At 37.7% G+C, this 22,653-nt stretch carries 25 protein-coding genes and 1 pseudogene; 16 read left to right on the forward strand and 10 right to left on the reverse strand.

What is annotated here, in order from left to right; translation table 11 throughout:
* The first annotated feature begins 2 nt into the window (after window positions 1-2).
* On the forward strand, window positions 3-818 hold the full coding sequence (locus AC1DCY_RS09685; protein WP_477349585.1) for a YitT family protein: 816 nt from the start codon (window positions 3-5) through the stop codon (window positions 816-818).
* A 384-nt stretch (window positions 819-1,202) separates the two neighbouring features.
* Window positions 1,203-1,577, forward strand: coding sequence for an MmcQ/YjbR family DNA-binding protein (locus AC1DCY_RS09690; RefSeq protein ID WP_477349587.1), 375 nt, complete (start codon window positions 1,203-1,205; stop codon window positions 1,575-1,577).
* Between the two features lie 285 nt (window positions 1,578-1,862).
* On the opposite strand, the gene AC1DCY_RS09695 is transcribed toward AC1DCY_RS09690, so the two are convergent.
* From AC1DCY_RS09695 to AC1DCY_RS09720, 6 genes are all read right to left on the reverse strand, one after another.
* The gene (locus AC1DCY_RS09695) at window positions 1,863-2,204 is read right to left on the reverse strand and encodes a GIY-YIG nuclease family protein (RefSeq protein ID WP_477349589.1); all 342 of its coding nucleotides are present in this window, start codon (window positions 2,202-2,204) and stop codon (window positions 1,863-1,865) included.
* Between the two features lie 15 nt (window positions 2,205-2,219).
* The gene (locus AC1DCY_RS09700; RefSeq protein WP_477349591.1) at window positions 2,220-2,975 is read right to left on the reverse strand and encodes a DUF2087 domain-containing protein; all 756 of its coding nucleotides are present in this window, start codon (window positions 2,973-2,975) and stop codon (window positions 2,220-2,222) included.
* A gap of 123 nt (window positions 2,976-3,098) precedes the next feature.
* Complete coding sequence (locus AC1DCY_RS09705) at window positions 3,099-3,974, reverse strand: ABC transporter permease (protein ID WP_477349593.1); 876 nt, start codon at window positions 3,972-3,974, stop codon at window positions 3,099-3,101.
* Complete coding sequence (locus AC1DCY_RS09710; protein ID WP_477349595.1) at window positions 3,974-4,894, reverse strand: ABC transporter ATP-binding protein; 921 nt, start codon at window positions 4,892-4,894, stop codon at window positions 3,974-3,976. The genes AC1DCY_RS09705 and AC1DCY_RS09710 overlap by 1 nt, the downstream gene beginning before the upstream one ends.
* Before the next feature lie 5 nt (window positions 4,895-4,899).
* The gene (locus tag AC1DCY_RS09715) at window positions 4,900-5,304 is read right to left on the reverse strand and encodes a DUF3021 domain-containing protein (RefSeq protein WP_477349597.1); all 405 of its coding nucleotides are present in this window, start codon (window positions 5,302-5,304) and stop codon (window positions 4,900-4,902) included.
* A 1-nt stretch (window position 5,305) separates the two neighbouring features.
* Window positions 5,306-5,755 (reverse strand): LytTR family DNA-binding domain-containing protein, encoded by a 450-nt coding sequence (locus tag AC1DCY_RS09720; protein WP_477349599.1) that lies wholly within the window; start codon window positions 5,753-5,755, stop codon window positions 5,306-5,308.
* A gap of 229 nt (window positions 5,756-5,984) precedes the next feature.
* Here AC1DCY_RS09720 and AC1DCY_RS09725 point away from each other — a divergent pair, with 229 nt between their 5' ends.
* From AC1DCY_RS09725 to AC1DCY_RS09750, 6 genes are all read left to right on the forward strand, one after another.
* Window positions 5,985-7,013: an AbrB family transcriptional regulator gene (locus AC1DCY_RS09725; protein WP_477349601.1), complete on the forward strand. Its 1,029-nt coding sequence runs from the start codon at window positions 5,985-5,987 to the stop codon at window positions 7,011-7,013.
* A gap of 482 nt (window positions 7,014-7,495) precedes the next feature.
* On the forward strand, window positions 7,496-7,981 hold the full coding sequence (locus tag AC1DCY_RS09730; RefSeq protein ID WP_477349603.1) for a YjdJ family protein: 486 nt from the start codon (window positions 7,496-7,498) through the stop codon (window positions 7,979-7,981).
* 244 nt (window positions 7,982-8,225) lie between these two features.
* On the forward strand, window positions 8,226-8,366 hold the full coding sequence (locus AC1DCY_RS09735; RefSeq protein WP_477349605.1) for an RAxF-45 family protein: 141 nt from the start codon (window positions 8,226-8,228) through the stop codon (window positions 8,364-8,366).
* 102 nt (window positions 8,367-8,468) lie between these two features.
* Window positions 8,469-10,268, forward strand: coding sequence for a ribosomal protection-like ABC-F family protein (abc-f, locus tag AC1DCY_RS09740; protein WP_477349607.1), 1,800 nt, complete (start codon window positions 8,469-8,471; stop codon window positions 10,266-10,268).
* Window positions 10,261-10,548: a hypothetical protein gene (locus tag AC1DCY_RS09745; RefSeq protein WP_477349609.1), complete on the forward strand. Its 288-nt coding sequence runs from the start codon at window positions 10,261-10,263 to the stop codon at window positions 10,546-10,548. Before abc-f ends, AC1DCY_RS09745 begins: the two co-directional genes overlap by 8 nt.
* Window positions 10,532-11,053: a GNAT family N-acetyltransferase gene (locus AC1DCY_RS09750; protein ID WP_477349611.1), complete on the forward strand. Its 522-nt coding sequence runs from the start codon at window positions 10,532-10,534 to the stop codon at window positions 11,051-11,053. Before AC1DCY_RS09745 ends, AC1DCY_RS09750 begins: the two co-directional genes overlap by 17 nt.
* A 91-nt stretch (window positions 11,054-11,144) precedes the next feature.
* Here AC1DCY_RS09750 and AC1DCY_RS09755 read toward each other — a convergent pair whose 3' ends face one another.
* A complete protein-coding gene (locus AC1DCY_RS09755) occupies window positions 11,145-12,707 on the reverse strand; it encodes a bifunctional metallophosphatase/5'-nucleotidase (RefSeq protein WP_477349613.1) in 1,563 nt (520 codons plus the stop codon).
* Window positions 12,708-12,889: 182 nt separating this feature from the next.
* On the opposite strand from AC1DCY_RS09755, the gene AC1DCY_RS09760 reads away from it, so the two are divergent.
* From AC1DCY_RS09760 to AC1DCY_RS09780, 5 genes are all read left to right on the forward strand, one after another.
* Complete coding sequence (locus AC1DCY_RS09760; protein WP_477349615.1) at window positions 12,890-13,957, forward strand: phosphate/phosphite/phosphonate ABC transporter substrate-binding protein; 1,068 nt, start codon at window positions 12,890-12,892, stop codon at window positions 13,955-13,957.
* Window positions 13,958-14,121: 164 nt separating this feature from the next.
* Window positions 14,122-14,922, forward strand: coding sequence for a phosphonate ABC transporter ATP-binding protein (gene phnC / locus AC1DCY_RS09765; protein WP_477349617.1), 801 nt, complete (start codon window positions 14,122-14,124; stop codon window positions 14,920-14,922).
* Entirely contained in the window at window positions 14,879-15,694 is an 816-nt protein-coding gene (phnE, locus tag AC1DCY_RS09770; protein ID WP_477349619.1) for a phosphonate ABC transporter, permease protein PhnE, read from the forward strand. The genes phnC and phnE (AC1DCY_RS09770) overlap by 44 nt, the downstream gene beginning before the upstream one ends.
* A 10-nt stretch (window positions 15,695-15,704) precedes the next feature.
* A complete protein-coding gene (gene phnE, locus AC1DCY_RS09775) occupies window positions 15,705-16,511 on the forward strand; it encodes a phosphonate ABC transporter, permease protein PhnE (protein WP_477349620.1) in 807 nt (268 codons plus the stop codon).
* Window positions 16,512-16,693: 182 nt separating this feature from the next.
* The gene (locus AC1DCY_RS09780) at window positions 16,694-17,428 is read left to right on the forward strand and encodes a hypothetical protein (RefSeq protein ID WP_370075972.1); all 735 of its coding nucleotides are present in this window, start codon (window positions 16,694-16,696) and stop codon (window positions 17,426-17,428) included.
* Window positions 17,429-17,737: 309 nt separating this feature from the next.
* Here the strand turns inward: AC1DCY_RS09780 and AC1DCY_RS09785 are convergent.
* A pseudogene (locus AC1DCY_RS09785) lies at window positions 17,738-18,715 on the reverse strand (beta-propeller fold lactonase family protein); the annotation flags it as partial.
* A gap of 383 nt (window positions 18,716-19,098) precedes the next feature.
* Here AC1DCY_RS09785 and AC1DCY_RS09790 point away from each other — a divergent pair.
* A complete protein-coding gene (locus AC1DCY_RS09790) occupies window positions 19,099-19,254 on the forward strand; it encodes a hypothetical protein (RefSeq protein ID WP_477349622.1) in 156 nt (51 codons plus the stop codon).
* A gap of 162 nt (window positions 19,255-19,416) precedes the next feature.
* Here the strand turns inward: AC1DCY_RS09790 and AC1DCY_RS09795 are convergent, their stop codons facing one another.
* Together AC1DCY_RS09795 and AC1DCY_RS09800 are read right to left on the reverse strand one after the other, a co-directional pair.
* A complete protein-coding gene (locus tag AC1DCY_RS09795; protein ID WP_477349624.1) occupies window positions 19,417-19,797 on the reverse strand; it encodes a hypothetical protein in 381 nt (126 codons plus the stop codon).
* A 254-nt stretch (window positions 19,798-20,051) separates the two neighbouring features.
* Window positions 20,052-20,210 (reverse strand): hypothetical protein, encoded by a 159-nt coding sequence (locus tag AC1DCY_RS09800; RefSeq protein ID WP_477349625.1) that lies wholly within the window; start codon window positions 20,208-20,210, stop codon window positions 20,052-20,054.
* Between the two features lie 165 nt (window positions 20,211-20,375).
* On the opposite strand from AC1DCY_RS09800, the gene AC1DCY_RS09805 reads away from it, so the two are divergent.
* A complete protein-coding gene (locus AC1DCY_RS09805; protein ID WP_053482607.1) occupies window positions 20,376-20,906 on the forward strand; it encodes an NfeD family membrane protein in 531 nt (176 codons plus the stop codon).
* A gap of 15 nt (window positions 20,907-20,921) precedes the next feature.
* Window positions 20,922-22,487, forward strand: a complete 1,566-nt coding sequence (locus tag AC1DCY_RS09810) for a flotillin family protein (protein ID WP_477349626.1) — start codon at window positions 20,922-20,924, stop codon at window positions 22,485-22,487.
* Window positions 22,488-22,653: the final 166 nt, after the last annotated feature.

Below are 22,653 nucleotides of genomic sequence, written 5' to 3' on the forward strand. Positions count from 1 at the left end.
TTATGCGAAATATTGTCGTTATTACACTTTCATCGATATTAGTCGCCTGCGCCTACAATCTTTTGTTAATTCCACATGAGATTTTAAGTGGGGGATTAAGCGGGATTGCTATCATGCTTGGTATTATTACACCCTTGAATACAGGGGTTTTAAATTTACTATTGAATTTGCCTTTGCTTATTATAGGGGTCTTGAAGCTAGGGAAGCGGTTTATTGGCTATACCATTCTTTCTGTAGTTGTCTTGTCGGTAAGCTTGTATATTATTCCGGTTTATAAAGCTACACAAGATCCAATTCTTGCCTCATTATTTGGTGGTGTTATTGTGGGCATAGGGTTGGGGTTGATTTTTCGTGCGGCAGGTTCTTCTGGTGGTTTTGATATTATAGCGATGCTGCTAAGTCGCAAACGAGATTTTCCACTTGGTACATTAATCTCTGCTTTGAATGGTATCGTTGTAGCTATTTCCGGATTCGTCTTTAGTTGGGATGCGGCATTACTGACGCTCGTATCAATTTATGCGACAGGGAAGGTTGTCGACACCATTCATACGAGCCATATTAAATTGACACTGATGATTATTACGAGCAAGGGCGAGGAAGTAAAACAGCAGTTACTGGAAAAGCTTCATAGAGGTGTAACTATTATGGATGCGAAGGGTGCTTATTCAGGCGAAGGGCGAAAAGTTTTAATTACCGTCATTACACGCTATCAGCTTGCCGATGTTAAAGGTATGATCAAGGAAGCTGATGCTAAAGCCTTTGTCAATATATTACAAACTACCGAGGTTATCGGCGTGTTTGATAGAGGCATAAAGTAATGGGCGCCCTATCATAACGTGTCGCTGCGCTTTCACACAAAAACCGGCTATCTGGCAATTTAAAATAAATAAATATTTCCTCTACACACGTTATTGATTATAATAAAATAATCGAACGTGTGTTTTTACCTTCTTTCAGCAGGTGTCCAAATACCTGTACCTGTCGCTACGCTTTCGGTACAAAAAACACTTGCTGAAAGAAGGTAAGCCTCCGGCGAATGTCACGGAATCGGAAAGGAATTCACATAGGATGTTAGCCTAAGATCATCGCATCCATGTGATAACGGCTAACTGACCTGCGTCACGCAGGCCTAAGCACAAAGCCGATTCCGGACGCAATTATGCCGAGGCATAATTGATATTAGGGAGAAAAGGGGTTAAATAATGAACAAAGAAACCATTCATGCATATTGCCTAAAGCTTCGTGGAACAACGCATGATTACAAAGAAGAATGGCAGGCGGATCGTTATCATATTGGGGGTAAAATGTATGGGATGATGGGCGGAGATGCTACCGGAAGACCAGTACTTACATTAAAATGCGAACCTAATCGAGCTGAAGAGTTGAGAGAAGCCTATGAAGGTATTATTCCAGGTTATTATATGAATAAAACACATTGGAATTCAATCTATATGGATGTAGATGACGTACCTATTGATTTAGTTGAAAATTTAATCAAACATTCGTATGAGCTAGTTTTCGGAAAGCTAACAAAAAAAGCTCAGCAGGAAATTAATTTAGTGGAAGAAATGAAGTAAGGAAACAAGTAGGATGCCCCACGCAAAGAAGTAGGAGCAGATCGAGCTAAGAAATATTCAGGTGTAAGGGAAAAGTGCTCAGGTCAGCCAAAGAACTGATCGGGTGCGAGAGGAAAGTGCTCGGGTCAGCCAAAGAACCGCTCAGGTCCAACGGTATTTGCTCTACCTACGAAAAGGAATAGCCTGGAAGCAGTGAATCCCCACGCAAAATAATAGAAATCAAAAAAGAATCTGCAAGTTTCTCCAACTTAATCTCGGAGAAAACAGATTCTTTTTTTGTGTTACCTAATTATATCCACGATCACCAAATGGCTGAAGTTTGTCGAGCCATTTTTGTTCTAGTTTTTCTAGCTCTTTTTTGTCATCGAAATAGCCCTCTTCTTTTTTCTTCAAATATTCCACAACTTCAATATCGAAGGCATCCTTGCCGAATGTGTTGTAATCAGCTTGTAGTTTTTTGTTAGTATGTGTATTTGTTTTTAATGAAAATTGAAAGCCGTTTAAGCGTTTTAAATTATTGAAGCTGCCAACAAACACTTTACCATTTTGTTGATTGGTCATTATGAAAACACCAGCTTCGATTTTTATTTCTTTATACATTTCCTTTAATTCTTTTTTATGATCCATTGGAAACCCTCTTTCTTATTTTTTTATCCAGTAAGCACTGCCATCCTCTTGTCGATCCATGAAGCCGTATTCGATTAGATAGCGACGTATTTGCACATAGTCCTCATATATCGGTTGAATCATTTCGTTTAATTCTTTTTCTGAATACTGTTTTGTTTCATCGAAAAGCTTTGTGATTGCACGGAGTATCACAATTTTATGTTTTTCACGTTTTGGGAAGCGGACAAGTGCTTTACCAATACCGTTTGGAAAGTATTTTTCAAGTAATTGCTGTTCTTCAGAAATCGTAATATTATAACGATCGTCGACCATCGTAGCCGTTTTGTGAATAGGTACAAAGCTATCTTCCTTTTGATTCTGTTCTTTTAATAGCTCCATCATCGCAAGAAATGTTTTCGCTTGACGTTCCTTTTCTTTAAGGGTAAAGCGATGATGACGTATAGTTGTTGCACTACCAACCTCTAATTCTTCTTTAATGTCTTGATCGGTTTTTCCTTCATAAAATAAGCGTAAAATATGACTTTGATGATCAGTTAGTCCTGTCATTTTTTTATTAAGGCCATTTAAATAATGAAATACGGATTGATGTGCAGCAGTAATATGATGTTGCATAAATTTTTCTGCCTCGTAGAGAACGCCTTCATGTGGATAAATAATACCCTTCTCAATCTTTTCCCCGCAAAGCAAACAAGTGAAATGTGTTGCTTCATCGTTGTAGCCTTTTTTTATGTCATGAATCGAAGCTTGCCAAAATAATTCATTTACATCCATTGAGTATCCTCCTAAAAAACAAACGATTAATTATTTTGTTTGCTTATATATTATTAAAATAACAAATTGTTTAAATAAAATCAATAAAAAACACATCGTTTTATAAACGATGTGCGAAAGTGTTTATTTATTTTTCTTTTTAAAAATAATGATAGATAAGATTGCTAGCACAATAATTGTGACGATAATAATGATAATGCTTGTTGAGGTACTTAGTATATTTCCGTGAAGGTCATAGACAATGCCATACATTTTTTTATAATCTTCCAACTGTGAAGCGGGCGCACCTTCGAAAACGTTGGAAATTGAGCTCTCCATAAAGGCATTGCGTAATAGTAAAGTTGTATGGCTAATAGGGAAATACATAATAACATTTTGAGCAAAGCTTGGAAGTGCACCAACAGGTACATAAACACCACATAAGAAACCGAGTGCTGTACCGACGATTGTACTGAGCGTTGAAAATGAATGTTGGCTGTTAGCAAGTAACACAAGGAAGAGATTAAAAACACTGGCAAGTAACACAGATAAAAATAGTAAGCCTACTACTTTCATGAAATCCCCAAAGCTTAGTAGTTCACCGCCAGTTGATACGATAAATATTTCACAGCCAATAAGGGCGATAAAGGAAAAGATACAGCCAATAATAAAGGCATTCAATACATAGCTAAATTGAATAGTAGCTCGCGAGATTGGAGCTGTAAGAAAATCAGCTTGCGCTTTTGATTCAAGATCCCTTACAGCAATGCCGTACGCAGCGAGTGTAGTAGAAACAGCGGTCATAGATAGTAAACCAGCGACAATCCATTCATTGACCATCGTTACCAACGCTGGAGTAGCCTTTGTCACTTCTTCAATTGCATTTACTTGCATTTTTTGAAGAAATACGGCATAAAGGACAATGACAATAATGACAGAAAGCAGCGAGTAGAAGACTTGTGTTTTATCACGTCTAAAAACCTTGTTATTTCGTTTTACTAAGCTAAATAATGCTTCCATTAAGCTGCACCTCCCTCGGCCATAATATGAAGAAAGACATCATCCATCGTACCTTTGATTACTTCAAATGAAGCAATAAGCGACTCCGCTTTTTTTAATAGCGCTAATGCATGAAGTGTCGATTCGACTCGGATGGAGAAAATACCTAGGTTTTCTGTATAGGAGATAGCATTTTCCTCAAGCCACTGTATCCCTTCAGAATTATTATGAAAAACAAGAGCCATTGAATCATAGGCGTATTTTGTTTTAAGAGCGTCTGGTGTCCCTTCAGCAACTATTTCCCCTTCTTTTAAGACAATGACTTGATGAGCAACTGCCGCTTCTTCCATATAATGTGTTGTTAAAAAAACGGTCATGTTTGTTTCGAGCTGAAGTTGCTTAACTGCTTGCCAAACGAATTGACGAGTTTGTGGATCAAGTCCAGTTGTCGGTTCATCTAAAAATAATATTTTCGGGCGATGGATAAGGGCTCGAGCGATATCAGCACGTCTTTTTTGACCACCCGATAAAGTTCCGTATTTGCGCTTTTCTATATCATCTAAATGCAAATATGTTGAAACGAACTGATAATTTTCGATCAATTGTTTTTTCGATAAGCCATATGTTTTACCACGATGAAGTATATTTTCCTGCACTGTTAATCGTCCATCTAGTAAACTTTGCTGGAATACGACACCAATGGATTTTCGAATTTCCGCATTGTCGTTGCTTGCATCAAGTGTATAGCCATTAATGTTTACAGTACCGCTTGATTTTTTTAATAATGTACAGAGTATTTCAATAGTCGTTGATTTCCCAGCACCATTCGCACCTAAAAAGGCGAAGAGGGAGCCTTGTTCAACCGTAAATGAAATACCTTTTACGGCTTGTTGATCCCCGTATTGCTTACATAGATTTTCAACTTGTATAGCAAAAGTCATAATGTTTATTCCTTTCTTTTTCGAATTTCTTGATTGATTTTTGCAATATCATTTTTTTGAAGTACGTAAATGATGCACCAAATGATGAAATAAATAATAGCTTCACATATAAAAACATACATAATGCTGACGTGTTCAAACCCACCCGTCAAATAGTTTGCTACCATAACACAAACCGTAACAGCAATAAAATGTAGAATAATCTGAGCAATAAAAGGTAAACGTTCAATATCATAGATGATGGACAGTGGACCTAAAACAACTCCAAGTATGGCGGCGAAGATAATTTGTTCTAGTAATACCGACCCTGACACCACAGCGTTATTAGATATGACAGTGAATGTTACAAAGATGTAGGAAAAGCTAAGTGATATGAATAGTCCGATTATCATCATGCGAATAATTTTCATATTATAAGTCCCTCCCGATCCCTAAGTGGTGTTTTAGTTCTTTTAAATATTTGCGGCTAACATGGACGGACACATCGTTTTCTAAAATTAGTTCTGTTGTACCGATTTTACCCATTTGAATAGAGGCAATTTTGTTAATGTTGACGAGTGTCGATTTACTGACTCGGGCAAAGTCTTTCGCTAATTGTGCTTCCGGCTCATATAATTTACGCTTCGTTTCAAATTCCTGTTCCTCCGTCTGCAAAAATACTTTTGCACCCTCTGCGTAAATGGAGTAAATATCTGAAATTTTTAGCATATGAATTTCCTGCTGAAAGTAGCCATCTAACATTGTCGTTTGTGAAGTTTGTAGTTGCTTCATCAGTCGTTCAATTTGCTCGTTATATTCCTTTGCATGTATATGAACCTCAGTTTCTTCTAATGTACTGTTGATTGTTAAATGAATTTTCATTTCATAGGAGGCCTCCTTTACATATCTCCGCTACAGAGAATCACTGAATCAGGTAATAATAATGTAGCATAGAAAATTTTGGCTTGGTGAAAATCTTGGATAAGAGGTTAAATTTTATAAATAACAGGTTCAATTTTAACGATATACAACATTGCAAAAAAGTGATGAAGTAGAAAAATAGGCAGGTTCACGGCATAATAGAATGATACAGTCATGAGGGGTTGCTTCTATGTTTATTTTTGACAAACACATGTTTATTACATTATGTATTGGTTTAACAGGTGCGATTTTATTTAATGTATTACATATTCCAATGCCATGGTTACTTGGAGCTATTGCGGCGGTGCTAATTGTTCAGTTATCGACGAAAGTACAATTGAAATGGCATAAATATTTCCGTAATTTTGGTTTAATCGTTGCGGGGTATTCTATTGGTTTTGCGTTTACACCAGAAGCGGTGCAGGATATTAAACAATTCATAGGAAGTATGATTGTTTTAAACGTATTATTTATTGTATTGTTTTTTGGTGTTAGTTATTTAGTTGCAAAACGTGCGGATTTAGATTATGCGACCGCATTGACATGCTGTGTACCCGGTGGCATGTCACAGGTTGTTGCCTTTGCCGAGGAGCAGGGGGATATGGATATGGTCGTCATTACGTTCTTCCAAATATTACGGGTTCTTTTAATCGTCGGCTTTGTGCCATTAATGGTGTCAAGCTCTGGGGGAACTGGTGTAGTTGTCAATGGAGCGTATACGTGGAGCCTAATAGTTTTACTTACTGTGTGTGGAGTAGCGGGGTGGCTGGCGCAAAAGGCAAAGATTCCAACAGGTTATATGCTTGGTCCAGTGTTTTTATTGATGGGCATCAATATAGCAGGGATTGATGTACCGAAATTGCCATTGTCACTACTTCATATCGCACAACTAATGCTTGGGATTTACATTGGACTTTTATTGAAAAAAGACGATCTACATTTATCGAAGAAGCATGTGTTTTACGCTTTTGTTTCGGCAGGGATCTTTGTTGGCGCTGCTTATGGCTTAACATTTGTCATGGAGAGTTTTTACAGCCTTGATTTTCAAACAGGATTTTTAAGTATCGTACCAGGCGGCCTTGATCAAATGGGAATTATCGCTGCTTCCGTTCATGCAAAGGTCACAATCGTCACTGCATTTCAGCTATTCCGCGTACTGGTTGTATCCGTTTTCCTTGTACCGTTTGTTAAAATGTTTGTGAAAAAAGCGAAAACATAGAGGTTAATGAATCCCATCAACCTCTTTTTTCATATTGGCTTTGATAAACAAAATAAAGGTAATGAATTAGCCATGTCTTATAATCTTACGAAACATTCTAAGCTGTACTCATCAAAAGAATTTATTACTTCCTCTCCAAGTATAGTTTATATTTTGGACTTACAAAAATAGTTTTATGTCAGTCAGGAAGGTATCTGATGTAAAAGTTGAATCAGGCTCGAGCAATAAATAATACTTTGGGTGGTAAGAAGATTAGTATTTCAGGAGCACAGGAAAGTAAAAGATTAATGTCAATATTTCAGTTAGGCATATTAACAGCCTTAGAAGAAGACGTAGTACCTTTTCAAATAAAATAGGGTAATCCTCTTAAGACACCCAGTAGGAATAAAAACAACCCCACGTTATTACTTATTATCCAAGATTTGCGAAACCGAGAACTTGTTGAAACGTCTTTAACTTCAAAAGGTGAAGGGAGAAGTACATTGTTTAAATATGTGATACAACTAATTCTTGGTTTCTTGACTTTATTGATGTCATCAGCTATTTCTTGGTATGAGGGAAGTGGTATCATAGATAATACGCTGGAATGGAAATATTCAACCCCGTTTTCTCAGATATTTAATATTGAGATAAACAATGGCCAAGATATTAGCCAGCTTGATTACTTTGTCTATGCGGCTAAATTCCAACCATTTTTCCCGACTATTATGACAGTAAGTGTTCTTTATATTTGTACTGTACTTATATTTTTCATTTTTCAACTAAATCGTCAGTTAGCCATTATTTTGTCAGGGATAATAAGTTGTGTATTTATTGTTACTAGCGCTTTATTTTTTAATTCATCAACTGTTGGAGGAAATGTATTCTTTTGGATTACAGCTGTCGGTGCATTAATTTTTATAAGTATGGCGATAAGTTTATGGTACAAGAAAAAAATACAATGTTTTAATTACAGCCATAATAGTTGATTAGTGCAACATAAACGTGCGAGCTCTAGTACATAAGTATTTGTACTAGAGTTCGCATTTTTTTAATAAACATCTTGATTGGAGATGAGTGATGAATTTTAGGAAACATTGGTACTCGACCGGAACGGCAACCTTCGTTATGGTGCAAGGCTGAAAAAATGTGAAAGAATGTAATTTTCCCTTTTCAAAAATTACTGAATTATGGTAATATAAATTTAATTATATTGAACGGAGGTGAAAAGGAATGAATAAAAACGCTACGACAACATGTGTAAAGGTGGATACAGCTATGTATTTTGCACGTGTTATTACTTTCGATTTTGCGAACAACGGGATAGGTCTGTCTATTTTTAAGCAAAATCAAATATCAAACGTAGCGAATTAACCATTCTTTTTCACAAACTAATGAGGAAAAGACTGCTTGTTAATCGAGCAGTCTTTTTTGTGTCTATAGATGTTTTCGCACGTTTCATTGGAGGAAAAAACGATGCAAATTAAAGCTGAACAACTACAAAAAATTATTGGTGGAAATGTTTTATTTGAAGGGCTTCAATTAGAAGTAAATACAGGGGAGCATGTTGCTATTGTTGGCGTGAATGGCAGTGGGAAAACAACTTTACTACAATTACTAGCTAGTTTGGATACGCCAGATAAGGGACGAATCATAAAAAGTAAGGAAGCGACGATTGGTTATTTACATCAAATTCCACAGTATCCTATGTTCTCAGTAAAGGAAGTGCTGGAGGAAGCATTTGCGGAAATTTATGCCATAAAGGCAAAAATGACGAAGTTTGAGCAGGAAATGCAGTTAGCTGTAACAGATAAGGTGCTCCAGCAATATGGTCATGTGCAGGAACAGTTTATGCTGCAGGGTGGCTATGAAATTGATGCGCAATTGGCGATGATTGCAAATGGTCTAGGTATTACACCTTTGCTTGAGCAACCTTTTAGTAGCTTAAGCGGTGGGGAGAAAACGAAGGTGATGCTTGGGCAAATCCTTTTAAGTAATCCTTCTATTTTGCTATTAGATGAACCGACGAACCATTTAGATATGCAGGCAATTGAATGGCTAGAAAATTATGTCCGAAACTTTGCAGGAATTGTTATTGCGGTATCACATGATCGCCATTTTATGAATCAAATGGCTCAAAAAATAATTGAAATTGAAGATGGAGAGGCATTTACGTACATTGGCAATTACGATGCATTTGTTGAACAAAAGGAAGCTAAACTTGAACAGCAATTTGCTCAATACGAAGAACAGCAAAAGAAAATAAAAAAAATGCAGGAAACAATAAAGCGCTTAAAGCAATGGGCAAATGAAGCGAATCCGCCAAATGCTGGTTTGCATCGTCGTGCTAAAAGTATGGAGAAGGCATTAGCCCGTATAGAGCGTGTGAAGAAGCCTTCAACGAAAAAGAAAATGAATTTAGCGTTAATGATGGCTGAGCGTAGTGGTAAAGAGGTTGTACAAATGAAAGGCATAAGCCATGCATTTGAGAAATCATTATTTAAGGAAAGTAATTTAGCGGTTTACTTCGGAGAACGATTGGCGATTGTTGGTGGCAATGGCAGTGGGAAATCAACGTTATTAAAAATGATGTTAGGCGAAGTTGAGCCTAATGAAGGTGTTTGTTATGTAGGCAGCAGTGTTAAAATTGGTTACCTTTCACAGCAATTTGAACATAAAAATCCGGTCATTCGCTTAATAGATGCCTTCCGTGAGAGTGTCTCTGTGTCAGAGGCTGAAGCGCGTCATATTCTTGCTCAGTTTTTATTTTATGGCTATGACGTTTTTAAAAAAGTGAAGGATTTAAGTGGTGGTGAAAAAATGCGCTTACGTCTAGCGCAGTTAATGCATGAGGATATTAATTTATTGATGCTGGATGAGCCGACCAACCATTTAGACATTGAAGCGAGAGAGGTATTGGAGGATACACTAGAATCCTTTGAAGGGACCATTATTGGTGTTTCGCATGACCGTTATTTTTTACAAAAGATTTTTACAAAAGTTGCATGGATTGAGCATGAGAAGATTCAAGTATTTGAAGGCGATTATGAATGGGCAAGACAAAAACGATTAGAAATAGTAAAAGAACCAGTTATCAAAGTAGTACCTGAAAAAAACTATGTTCCTAAAAAAGAGATATCAATTGAAGAACAAATTGAAAAGCTCGAAATGAGATTAAAGGAGCCGACACTTGCTAAAGAGCAACGTCAAAAGCTTGAACAGCAGCTAGAGGATTTATATGAAAAATGGATTGAGGGAGGAACAAAAGATGCATAAAATTGAGCATATCATGCAGCTAGATATTGATTATATTAAAAGTTTTAGTGAGATGGAAACATGTCACGAAGGAGTATTATTTTATAATAAGGAAATGCCAACATATTACGACGCCAATCATGCACACATTTGGAAGAGAGTTGCCGAACCAGATATGTTTTTGAAGAAAATCAAGGATTTCTATCAGTCAAAATCTCTCATCCCAAGATTGTATTTATACAACGTGGAGGAAAATCAGTCATGCATAGAAGTATTAGAGAATCATGGCTTTCAAGTATGAAAGTTTTACTGATGATGTACAGTGTTGGAATGGCGAATACTCGCAATTAGCTCATAATCCAGCCATACAAATTGAACGTGTAACAGATGCCAATATGGAGGAAGCATTGGCTGTAGAAATGAGCATTTCTACATTTGGAGAGCCTGCATTAATCAAAAAAGCCTTTGAGGAAACATATCATTCTCCGCATTTTACGTATTATTTATTAAGATTGGATGGCACAGCTTGCTGTACTGCCAATATTTTTGTCTCAGGAAATCAAGGGAGAGTTGAGAGTGTAGCAACACTTGAAAGCTATCGAGGACGAGGATTGATTGGATATATTCTGCAACATATTCAGCAAGAGTCAATAAAGCAGGGGTTAGAATATCTCTGGATTTTACCTATCAATGAACAGGTTGCCAAGGTCTATGACAGAGCAAATTTCAAATCAGTAGGTACAATAAAATCAATTCATGCCTTTACTGAGGGAAAAAGCATTCATCAAATACGACAAGATTCTTAATTAGGATGAAAGATAAAAAAATTCGTCTTACTCCTGTAGGACAGCAATCCAAGATGGATTCTCCTACAGGAAAAGCGCGAATTTTTTTATGCTAGAACGTTACCTGCCAATTGTTATTACATGTTGCATGAATAGATGGGTGTTTTAAAATATAATCTGCAATTAGCTCCGTTATATCAATTTGTATCTCCTTCACGACAGGGCGGCTTCTTAAAAAATCGAAATTCCCCGCCCCAGTTGCACGATAGCTACTCATAACAACGTCGAATTCTTCATCCATCTTTATAGGCTCACCATTGATGGTAAGCTTAGTTACACGCTCACCAATAGGCTTTGAAATATCAAAAATATATTCGATACCTTCCCACATGTCATAATTATAAGGCTGTGCTTTAGGATAAAGAAAAGGCTCCGCTACTTTCAGTTCTCCCTCCTCTACAGTAAAATAAGTCGCTGATTGTTCAAGGGCGAGTAAGATGTCGAGCCCTGATAAACGAAGAACTTTTAATGTATTTTCGTAAATATAGTTTGTAACAATATCACGAATGGTCACCTCTTGTTTTAAGCCACCACGCTCATCGTGAAAGAGCGCTGTACAAGAAATAGAAGCTCCAGATGCCTCCATTTGAATATGATTTATAAATTCGATATATGGATGCTCTTGAATACGTGCAAAAAATGTATTCTCGATTAGCATATTTCCATGAATGGTCCCAATCGTTTCATCTAACCATGCCTCTGTTTTGTCGAAAGTAGGGGAGATGATGCCACAAACAGATGTATTAGGTTTTATATCTTCCGTAACATATATCAGTGATGGTGCATGGGTAATAGAGTGGATTTTCTTTTTGCTGTCCATCATAATTTTTAGTCCTATACTTGCTAAGCAAGTTCCTTTAGTGCTAGGCTGTACTATTGATTTTCCCATAAATGTTGTGCTAATTTCACGATGCTGATGACCGGAAATGATGATATCTATTTCTTCGATTTCGGTACATATACGATATCCTTGGTTTTCCCCGTCTTCTGTTTCTAGTAATTCTCCGGTTTCTAGACTTCGCTCAAACCCTCCGTGGTAGCAAAGAATAACAACATCAATTTGCTCATTTGAACGTATCCATTTTGCCCAGTAGCTCGCACTAGAGAAAGCATCTTCAAAACGCAGCCCACTGATATGATGCGGTTCCTCCCATTTAGTTACAAAATGAGTTGTAACGCCTAAAATAGCTATGCGAACGCCTTCTATCTCTTTGATGATATAGGGCTTTGTAAAATGCTGGCCCTCATTCGTTAAAATGTTAGCGCCTAGCCATGGGAATTTAGACTGACTTATTACAGATTGTAAGGCAGGCAGCCCATAATTAAATTCGTGATTACCAAATATCATCGCATCATATTGAAGAGCGTTGGCAACCTGTATTAATGGATTAGGCTCTTGTGCTTGAAATTTTTGATGATAATAGGTTAACGGACTTCCTTGAATAAAATCTCCGTTATCTATTAAAATTGTTGGCCCTTCCAACCTTTTTTCCTGGATGATTGTTGCTAGTTTGGCTAAACCAAGTGCTTCGTTGCGTGTATTCCGGAAAGTGGTGGGCATTATATAGCCGTGAATATCACTAGTTGCAAGTATTTGTATTTTTTTTACAGTCATAAGAAGTCCTCCGTTAGTTAGTATATCCATAGTATATAAAGTTATTTTTAATAATTTTGCCTATTTACGATATCAAAATATTGTTTTACATATTAGAAACATATATTTACCTGTTATTAACACCAGGGAAATATTTACTGTTTATACTGAGGAAGCATTTTGAAATTGAGGAGGATAATAACTTGAAGAAATTACTATTTTTCTGTTTAACAATTATGTTTTCAGTGTTCTTGATGGCATGTGGAAACGAGGCTTCCGAAACATCTAATTCTGACAAGACTGTAGATGTGTCCTCAGAAGTAAAAGGCAATGAATCTATAAAAAAATTAACGATTGGCTTTGTGCCTTCACGTGATCCGGATGAAATTATTACAGCAACGGAGCCTTTAAAAAATTTATTAAAGGACGAGCTTGCAAGTTTAGGCTATGACGTAGGTGAAATCGATATTACAGTAGGCACAAATTATGAAGCGGTTGGCGAAGCATTATCAGCGGGTACTACTGATATTGGTTTAATTCCTGGGGGGACATATGTCCTTTATGATGATGGCGCAGAAGTTATTTTAACAGCAACACGCGCAGGTTTAAGTAATGATTCAGATAATCCAGTTGATTGGAATAAAAACAAGCCAACTGCACCAACAACGACACAAACGACATCATATCGAGCGATTCTAGTTGCGGGGCCATCGGAAAAAGGAAAAGCTTTAGCAGCGAAAGTAAATAACGGTGAAGAATTAACTTTCGAGGATTTAAATAATGTCACTTGGAATGTTATGTCTTCATCTTCACCAGCAGGTTATATTTACCCAACACTATGGTTACATGAGAAGTTTAATAAAACAATTCCAGATTTAGCGAAGGTTGTTCAGGCTGACTCCTATGGCAATGCCTTTGCGCGTTTAGCTGCAGGTCAAACTGATGTATTGGTCACATATGCAGATGCACGTAGAGACTATGAGGAGAGCTGGAAAGGTGAATTTGGTCGCAGCGCTTCTATTTGGGATGAAACTGATTTAATCGGTGTAATGCCTGCTATTTATAATGACACAATTAGCGTAAGTAAAAATTCGAAGGTCATGAATGATAATTTAAAAAAGGCTATTCAGCAAGCATTTATTAATATTGGAAACTCTGAAAAAGGTAAGGAAGTTATCGCTATCTACAGCCATGAAGGTTATCAGGTAGCAAAGGATAGTGACTATGACAATGAGCGCAAGGCTCAGGAATTAGTTCAGAACCTTAAATAGAATGGAATAGAGCTGTTCATAGTAAAGAATCTGCGAAGCTTGCGGCTTACCCGCAGAAGGCTTGCAGATTCTTTTTTTGTTCTTCATCTAAAGTTTGGAATAACAATATGGCGATTAGTCCTTTTTAAAATACTACAGCACTTTGTCAGAAATGGAGCGGTTCTATGATTGAGTTTAAAGAGGTAGAAAAAAGATACCCAAATGGCTTTCTTGCTTTAAATCAAATTAACCTACAAATTGAGCAGGCCGAATTTGTTGCTATTATTGGCTTATCAGGTGCAGGGAAATCAACCTTATTGCGCTGTATAAATAAAATGCATGACATCACAGGAGGATCATTACGTGTAGATTCTGTTGACGTACAACAGCTAAAGGGGAAGGGGATACGAAAATTACGCCGTAATATCGGGATGATTTTTCAATCATTTAACCTAGTAACTCGTGTATCTGTATTGAAAAATGTCCTCGTTTCCTTTGTGCCCAATATGCCGCTTTGGCGAAAAATGCTCGGCATCTTTACGAAAGAAGAGAAGCTTAAAGCATTAATGGCACTTGATCAGGTAGGTATTTTAGATAAGGCATATGTACGAGTAGATCAGTTATCTGGTGGTCAACAACAGCGTGTAGCCTTAGCGCGTACTCTCGCGCAAAATCCATCAATTATTTTAGCGGATGAACCTGTTGCTTCATTAGACCCCGTCACTGCAAAGCAAGTCATGGAGGATTTTAAACGCATTAATCATGAGTTCAATATGACGATTATTATTAATATTCATCACGTTGAACTGGCATTAGCCTATGCAACTCGTGTTATTGGTGTGAGAAGCGGTGAAATTGTTTTTGATGGGCGAGCTAGTGAGGTAGACGAGGAAATTCTTTCGTATATCTATAACAATAGTGAAGGGAGGAGGGCAAATAATCATGCAATGGAGGCTGCTATCCCAGAAAAAAATAGTATTGCCTAATGGCAAAGAAGTGCTAGAGAAACACTCGATAATGCCATTGATGTGGCTTATTCTGCTTCTATTAACATTCCTTTCAATTCGTATTACAGGTTTTAGCATAGAGGTTATTGTCAATCGAATCAGTCAGTTTTTCGTTATTATACAACAGATGATACCACCTAATTGGACGTATTTATCGAAGCTATGGAAACCGTTATTCGATACGATTAAAATGTCATTGTTTGGTTCCATTCTAGGTGCTATCTGTGCCTTACCCATCGCAATGCTTGCTGCGACAAATATCACAAAAAATAAATGGATCGCTATGTCGAGCAAATTTATTTTAAGTTTGCTTCGAACATTGCCTACTTTGATTGTTGCTCTTATAGCAACATTTATATTCGGGCTCGGTACAATGGCTGGTACGGTTGCTATTTTTTTATTTACCATTGCATACGTTGGAAAATTGTTATATGAGCAAATTGAAAATGTCGATATGAAGGCCTTTGAAGCAATGCATTCGATGGGATTGACAACGATTCAAGCATTTCGATATGCGATTATGCCTCAGATTCTGCCTAATTACTTATCGACATCTTTATTTTGCTTTGAAGGAAATGTTCGTTATGCGTCTATTTTAGGCTATGTCGGTGCTGGTGGGCTTGGTTTACTTCTCAACGAAAGTCTAGGATGGAGAAGTTATTCGAATGTGGGCATGATTTTACTAATGCTTGTTTGTACCGTTTTTATTATTGAAACAACTAGCGAATATCTTCGCAAGAAATTAATGTAGGGGTGATGCTATGAATGCAATCGACAAGCAATTACAATTACAACCAAATCGACGCTTGTCATACATCATGACCGTCTTTATTTTAAGTATTTTATTTGTCTGGTCTGTGTCAACAATTCATTTCGAAAATGTATCGTTAAATGGTACGAAGATTGCTAAAAACATATTTGTAGGACTGCTAAATCCTGATTGGTCATTAATCTTTAATGTGTCTACTGGTGGTATCCCTTATTTATTAATCGAAACAATGGCAATTGCCTTTCTCGGTACGATTGTAGGTGCATTGTTGGCAATACCTTTGGCTTTTTTTTCAGCTTCAAATATTATGCCAAAACCAATTGCATTTGTAGTTCGTTTGTTGTTAATCATCATTCGCACTATTCCAGCAATCGTTTACGGACTTATGTTTATCAGGGTAACAGGTCCTGGCCCATTTGCAGGTGTGCTCACAATGTCATTGACGTCTATCGGAATGCTATCAAAGCTATATGTAGATGTAATTGAGGACTTAGATAAAAGTGTACTAGAGTCAATGGAGGCTATCGGCTGTACATTAATGGAGAAGATTCGCTTTGGAATATGGCCACAGCTGACGGCATTATTTTTATCTATTGTGATCTACCGTTTTGATATGAATTTGCGTGATGCAACAGTACTCGGCCTAGTTGGGGCTGGCGGAATAGGAGCACCACTTATTTTTGCTATGAATGCCTATAAGTGGTCAGAGGTAGGGGCTATTTTATTGGGACTGATTTTTCTTATTTTAGTAGTGGAGTATGTTTCAAACCGTATACGAACAAAGCTAGTTAGAGGGTGAAATGGAAAAAATTTTATCATGATAAATATAAGGCAATCCTGAATAGTATCGACTATTCAGGATTTTTGAATTACTGTTCAAAAGAAGGATTTTCAATCTTTAAAAGTTTTTTACTTGAAAAAATGGCGAATTCGATTTACTCTCTTTAGAGATACTTGTTTAATGGACTTGGAGGATATGGAATGCACGGAATTTATATACGCTATAATGTCTTAGAAGAAACCCCAGCAGCACAATGGCCCAAAAAAATGGATGCATTTGCGTATGTTCAACGAGGAAAGCCACAACAAGACAATGACAACTTGCTATCAATGGAAGAGCTAAAAAGCCATGCAATTCGCTATATTAAAAGCTTAAAAGATAATGCAGGTGATCATTTAGTAGAACAACGCAATGGTGAAATTGAGCACTTTGATCGACGCTATATGGAATCCTTAAAGCTAAAGGAAAGCATCGATTCACAACTTATTAATCTAGAAGAAATACGTTTGCTTTTACAGTTAATGAACGTATTGAATTTATCACATGGATTCGGAGAAAATGCTGGGAAGCTACTACGTCAAATTACCCCATATGCAAAAGAGGTAGAGCACCCAACATTCCAAACAACTCGTGTTGAGCGACATTTTTATTCAGAATTAATTGAACAAATTGAAGCAGTATATGCAAGAATTATGCGTCACCACAACCCATCAACGACTGAAATGCAGCAGTCAGAAAAGATATGGACAGCAGTTTGTGAGCAAGCAATTGAAAAGGTAGAATCGCGAATTGAACGCTTGTCTTCTATCAAATTAAAGCATGAGAAAAATTTGCTAGAGTTTAGTCAGTTAAAACAGCAAAATATCGAGGCAAAGGAACGCCTAGATATTGCTGTCAATGATCTTGATGCTATTTTAAATGTACTAGAATCTTAAAGGCTATGTTAATGCCTATAAAATGCAGTTTGAGTGGGGGTAGCTATGAGCTAGCCCCATTTTCAATAGCTCGGTCAAATGTGTCGGCTGAATTAAAAGAACTGCCAACACATTTATGAAGGCAGTGAACAACTAGGAACTAGTAATCGCTTGGTCTAAAGTTCTACGTCAAAGATTTTAAGATAGCCGAACTTCATAACAAAATCGAAAAGACATACTTCAATTGCCTAAATGATGGCAATTGAAGTATGTCTTTTTTATGAACAAGGGAAGGTGCCTGCTTTACCCTTGTGCCTCAAGGACTCTAGATTATGAAGTTAGGCAGATTGTCCCTGTTTTTATACCAGTTGGACCGTTAAATCCTGGAATTGTATCGATTACTGTATTTGTTTCTATATCTATAACAGACACAGTATTGTCAAGTTGATTTGTAACATAAGCAAGTGTTCCATCCGGCAAGATGGTTACTTGGTCTGGGGATGTTCCTACAGGGATTGTAGCAATCACCAAATTGGTTTCTGTACTTATGACAGATACAGTATTATTACCTTTATTTACAATGTAAACAAATATTCCATCAGGTGTAATTGCTGTTCCAACAGGTCCTGTTCCCACTGGGATTGTAGTAAATACCGTATTTGTAGCTACTTCAATGACAGATACAGTGTTACTACTTTCATTTGTAACGTAAGCAAATTGTCCGCTCGGTGTGAAAACGATTGACCTTGGGCGAAGTCCCACAGGGATAGTAGCCACCACGGCATTTGTAGCTGTATTTATAACTGATACTGAATTTGAGTTTTCGTTTGCGACGTAAGCAAACGCACCATCCGGAGTAAAAGCTATGCCTTGAGGTTGGAGCCCTACTGGAATAGTAGCCGTTACCGTATTTGTAGTTGTATCTATGACAGATACAGAGTTAGCTCCAATTCCATGATTTGATACATAAGCAAGTAATCCATTTGGTGAAATTGCTACACCAAGAGGTTGACTTCCTACCGGAATGGTAGCGACTACAGCGTTTGTTGCAGTATTAAAAACCGTTACATTATTTGAGAAGAGCGCTGGAACATAACCGAATTCTCCATTTGGTGTAATCGCTACTTCTAGAGGAGCAGATCCTACTGGAATGGTAGCGACTATAGTATTTGTAGCTGTATCAATTACTGATACCATATTATCAGGAGTTGCTTGCTGACCAGCGTCTGTAACGTACACTAAAAAATGACAAGGTGGAGTTGGTGGTTCAGGTATAAATGGTGGTATAAATGGTGGCTTACAACGACAAGGACAACAAAAACCACAACAATTACAACGACAACTTGGATTTGATTTAAACTTGAACTTTCTAAAATTATTTTCTTTTTCCACAATGCACACCCTTTCTATTATATTACATTGCTACTATATGCAAACAGAATTATGTTTCTTGTATGTTTTACCTAAACCAAATACTTCTGAATAGTGTCGAATGGTTGTTTATATTAGTTTCTATATAGTAATTGCTGGTGATTCATCGAAGGATTCTTTATTAAAAATGACTTTATTCCACATTAATTGTACTAGAATCATAATAAAAGCATGTCTGCAGATTGAAGCTTCCAAGTAAAGCCCAGTCGGTGACATGCTTTTTGTTTTCCTAGACAGAAATAGAAGGATAATACCATAATGTGTGGTTGCTCTCGTTCCGACTGGGCGCTTCCGATGGGCCGCCTAGGGCAACAAATGATTTCTGTGCGAAAGCGAAGCGGCAGCAACAAATGATTTCTGTGCGAAAGCGAAGCGGCAGCGGCAACTGGATGTTGGTCACGAAGGCGTTATCATAAGTGATATTCTTAGCCTTCGTTCCTCTATTTGCTCGCTCCAGGGTCTCGTCTGTGACGCTGTGACCTGACCCCAAGGAGTAGCCCAGCCTCCACTACAATCAACTAATATTTTTGTTAAATGTTTTAGCAAATGGCATCCTAACTTTTGGCGATAAACCGTATTTACTGTTTTGCTTTTTCCTCAGGCTGCTCTTTCTTTGATTGACGATAAATACGCAATAAATCGAGCGCAAGTAACAGTACGATAAAATAAAAAGTAGGACTGTTAAAGGATAGACCTATTTGTGACTCGCCGCCTAGTAATGTTAATACAATCCAAAGTCCGAATGTATATACTGTAAAGCCAACATAGGCTTTTATTGAAAGCTTTTTATATCTACCCTTGTCAGATGCGATTTGTACGATCACTAGTGCTACGAATATAAGAAGGATGATTTTTTTAGTTAGTATCTCAGCTATTGTAGTGTGTGGAAAGAAATCATTAACGAAAAGTAAGGTGAAAAATACAAGAATACAAAAATTTAAAATCGTTGAAAGTCTCATGTAATATCTCCTTAGTTGCCAGTATTCCATTTATTGTAACATGGCTAATAATACTTTAAGAAGTTTATCTTCTTTCAGCAAGTGCTTGGGTAGCGAAAGCGAAGCGACAGGTACAGATGTCTTTTGTATCGAAAGCGAAGCGACAGATACAGAAGTCTCCTACTTCTATAGGTGGTGAGATGAATGCGGGCTAAAGTTACTTTTCAGCGGGTGTCCCAACTTCCGCTGAAATAAAGGAACTCAGGCTAAGAACTTCACATCCTGTGAAAACGACTGAGTGACCAACATCGTGCTGTTGCCGCTGCTGCTTCGCTTTCGCGCAGATAAAACCCTTTTGCTGTCGCTTCGCTTTCGCACAGACAAAAATATGTTGCTGCAGCTACGTTAGCACTGAGCTTTCGCGCAAAAACCATCTGCAGGCCTAAGCACAAAGCCGATTCCAGACGCAATAATGCCGAGGCATTATTGATTATTTCAAAAGTCATCACTATAAAATTGAGAAAATATGAAAAATTACGAAACTTTTTATAGGTTGAATCCGTATAGTAGGTAATACAATGAAAAGGGGTGAACAACACTTGACGCTATTTGGCTATTCACTCGAGCAAATCTTTTTAGTGGGATTAATATTCGGGGGCCTTGCAACACTTTTATTTACGTTTTTTAGTGATGCTGTCGAGGGCATTGGAGAGGGGCTACCAATTTTTAATCCAAGTGTCATTCTATCTTTCATTACGTTGATGTCAGCAACAGGATTTATTTTAGAAAAACTAGCCTTCTTCCCTAGCGTTTGGAACATTGTTGCTGCTTGTATCATCGGAGCTATTTTAAGTGCACTATTTTATTTATTTGTTCTTGTTCCGCTACGGTCGGCCGATGTTTCTTTAGCTTATACAGAAGAATCGCTTGGTGGTCAGCTTGGAAAGGTTATTGTTCCAATCCCGACTGATGGTTTTGGAGAGGTAGTTATTGAAACGACTAGCGGAATGATTTCGAAGCGAGCAACAGGATTTGACAATGAGGCTATCGATTACGATACGACGGTACTTGTTGTAGAAGTGAAAGAAGGAACGCTTTTTGTGAGATCTTATGATAAGAAATTTTTATAAAGGAGCGATATTTATATGTCAATGGAGATTTTAATTGTTATAGGGATTGTAGCTTTTGTTTTAATTGCACTAATTGGACTGTATGTAACTAAGTATCGTACAGCGGGTCCTGATGAAGCACTGATTGTGACTGGTAGCTATCTTGGCTCAAAAAATGTACATAAAGATGAGTCAGGAAATCGTATAAAAATTATCCGAGGTGGCGGTACATTCGTATTCCCGATTTTCCAGCAAGCACATCCATTAAGCTTATTATCGAGTAAGCTTGATGTGACGACACCTGAAGTGTATACGGAACAGGGTGTACCGGTTATGGCCGATGGAACAGCTATCATTAAAATCGGTGGTTCCATTTCAGAAATTGCTACGGCAGCGGAACAGTTTTTAGGGAAGCAAAAGGAAGAGCGTGAAAATGAGGCACGTGAAGTGCTAGAAGGTCATTTACGTTCGATCTTAGGTTCAATGACGGTTGAGGAAATTTATAAAAACCGTGATAAATTCTCTCAGGAAGTACAACGTGTTGCCTCTCAAGACTTGGCGAAAATGGGTCTGACAATCGTTTCCTTTACGATTAAAGATGTACGTGATAAAAATGGTTACTTAGAATCGCTTGGTAAGCCACGTATAGCACAAGTTAAACGTGATGCGGATATAGCTACCGCAGATGCTGATAAGGAAACACGTATAAAGCGTGCTGAAGCATCGAAAGAAGCACAAAAGGCAGAGCTTGAACGTGCAACAGAAATTGCAGAAGCAGAAAAAGAAAATCAATTAAAAGTAGCAGAATTCCGTCGTGAGCAGGATATTGCAAAAGCTCGTGCAGACCAAGCGTATGAACTAGAAACAGCACGTGCAAAGCAGGAAGTAACAGAACAGGAAATGCAAATTCGCATTATCGAACGTCAAAAGCAAATTGAATTAGAGGAAAAAGAGATTTTACGTCGTGAGAAACAATACGATTCAGAAGTTAAGAAAAAGGCTGATGCTGATCGTTACGCTGTCGAGCAAAATGCAGCGGCAGCCAAAATGCGTGAACTAGCGCAGGCAGATGCGGAGAAATACCGTATCGAATCATTGGCACAAGCGGAAGCAGAGAAAATTCGTTTGGATGGTCTTGCGAAAGCGGATGCTGAACGTGCAAAAGGGGAAACGGATGCGGATATTATTCGTCTTCGTGGTCTAGCAGAAGCCGAGGCAAAACGTAAAATTGCGGAAGCCTTCGAATATTATGGTCAAGCAGCTGTCCTTGATATGATTGTACGTATGATGCCAGAATATGCGAAAGAGCTTGCGAGTCCACTTGGCAATATCGATAAGATTACGGTTGTTGATACTGGTGGTGGAGAAGGAGGAGGCGGTGCTAATAAAGTAACTGCCTATGCAACGAATTTAATGTCAACATTACAGGAAACGTTGAAGGAGACTTCTGGGATTGACGTGAAGGAACTAATTGAAAGCTATGCAGGTAAACATACATTGCGTCCTGAGCTAGAGCGAATAGCAGTAGGCTTAGGAGAGCAAGCGCCAGCTTCAGCTAGTGAAACGCAAGACGAGATAAAAGAAGCAGTTGAACAAAAATAAAAAAATTAGCCGCCTGATATGATATGCTCCCCTTTAGGTAGACAGATTAAAAAATAAAAATCTGTTTATCTAGGGGGGCATTTTTTTATGGCTCGAAGTAACCACTCAAAAGATGAAAAATTAGCAGTTCTAAGACTTCTTTACAAAGGACAAAAGACAATTTCAG

The sequence above is a fragment of the Lysinibacillus sp. 10T31 genome, assembly GCF_056394365.1.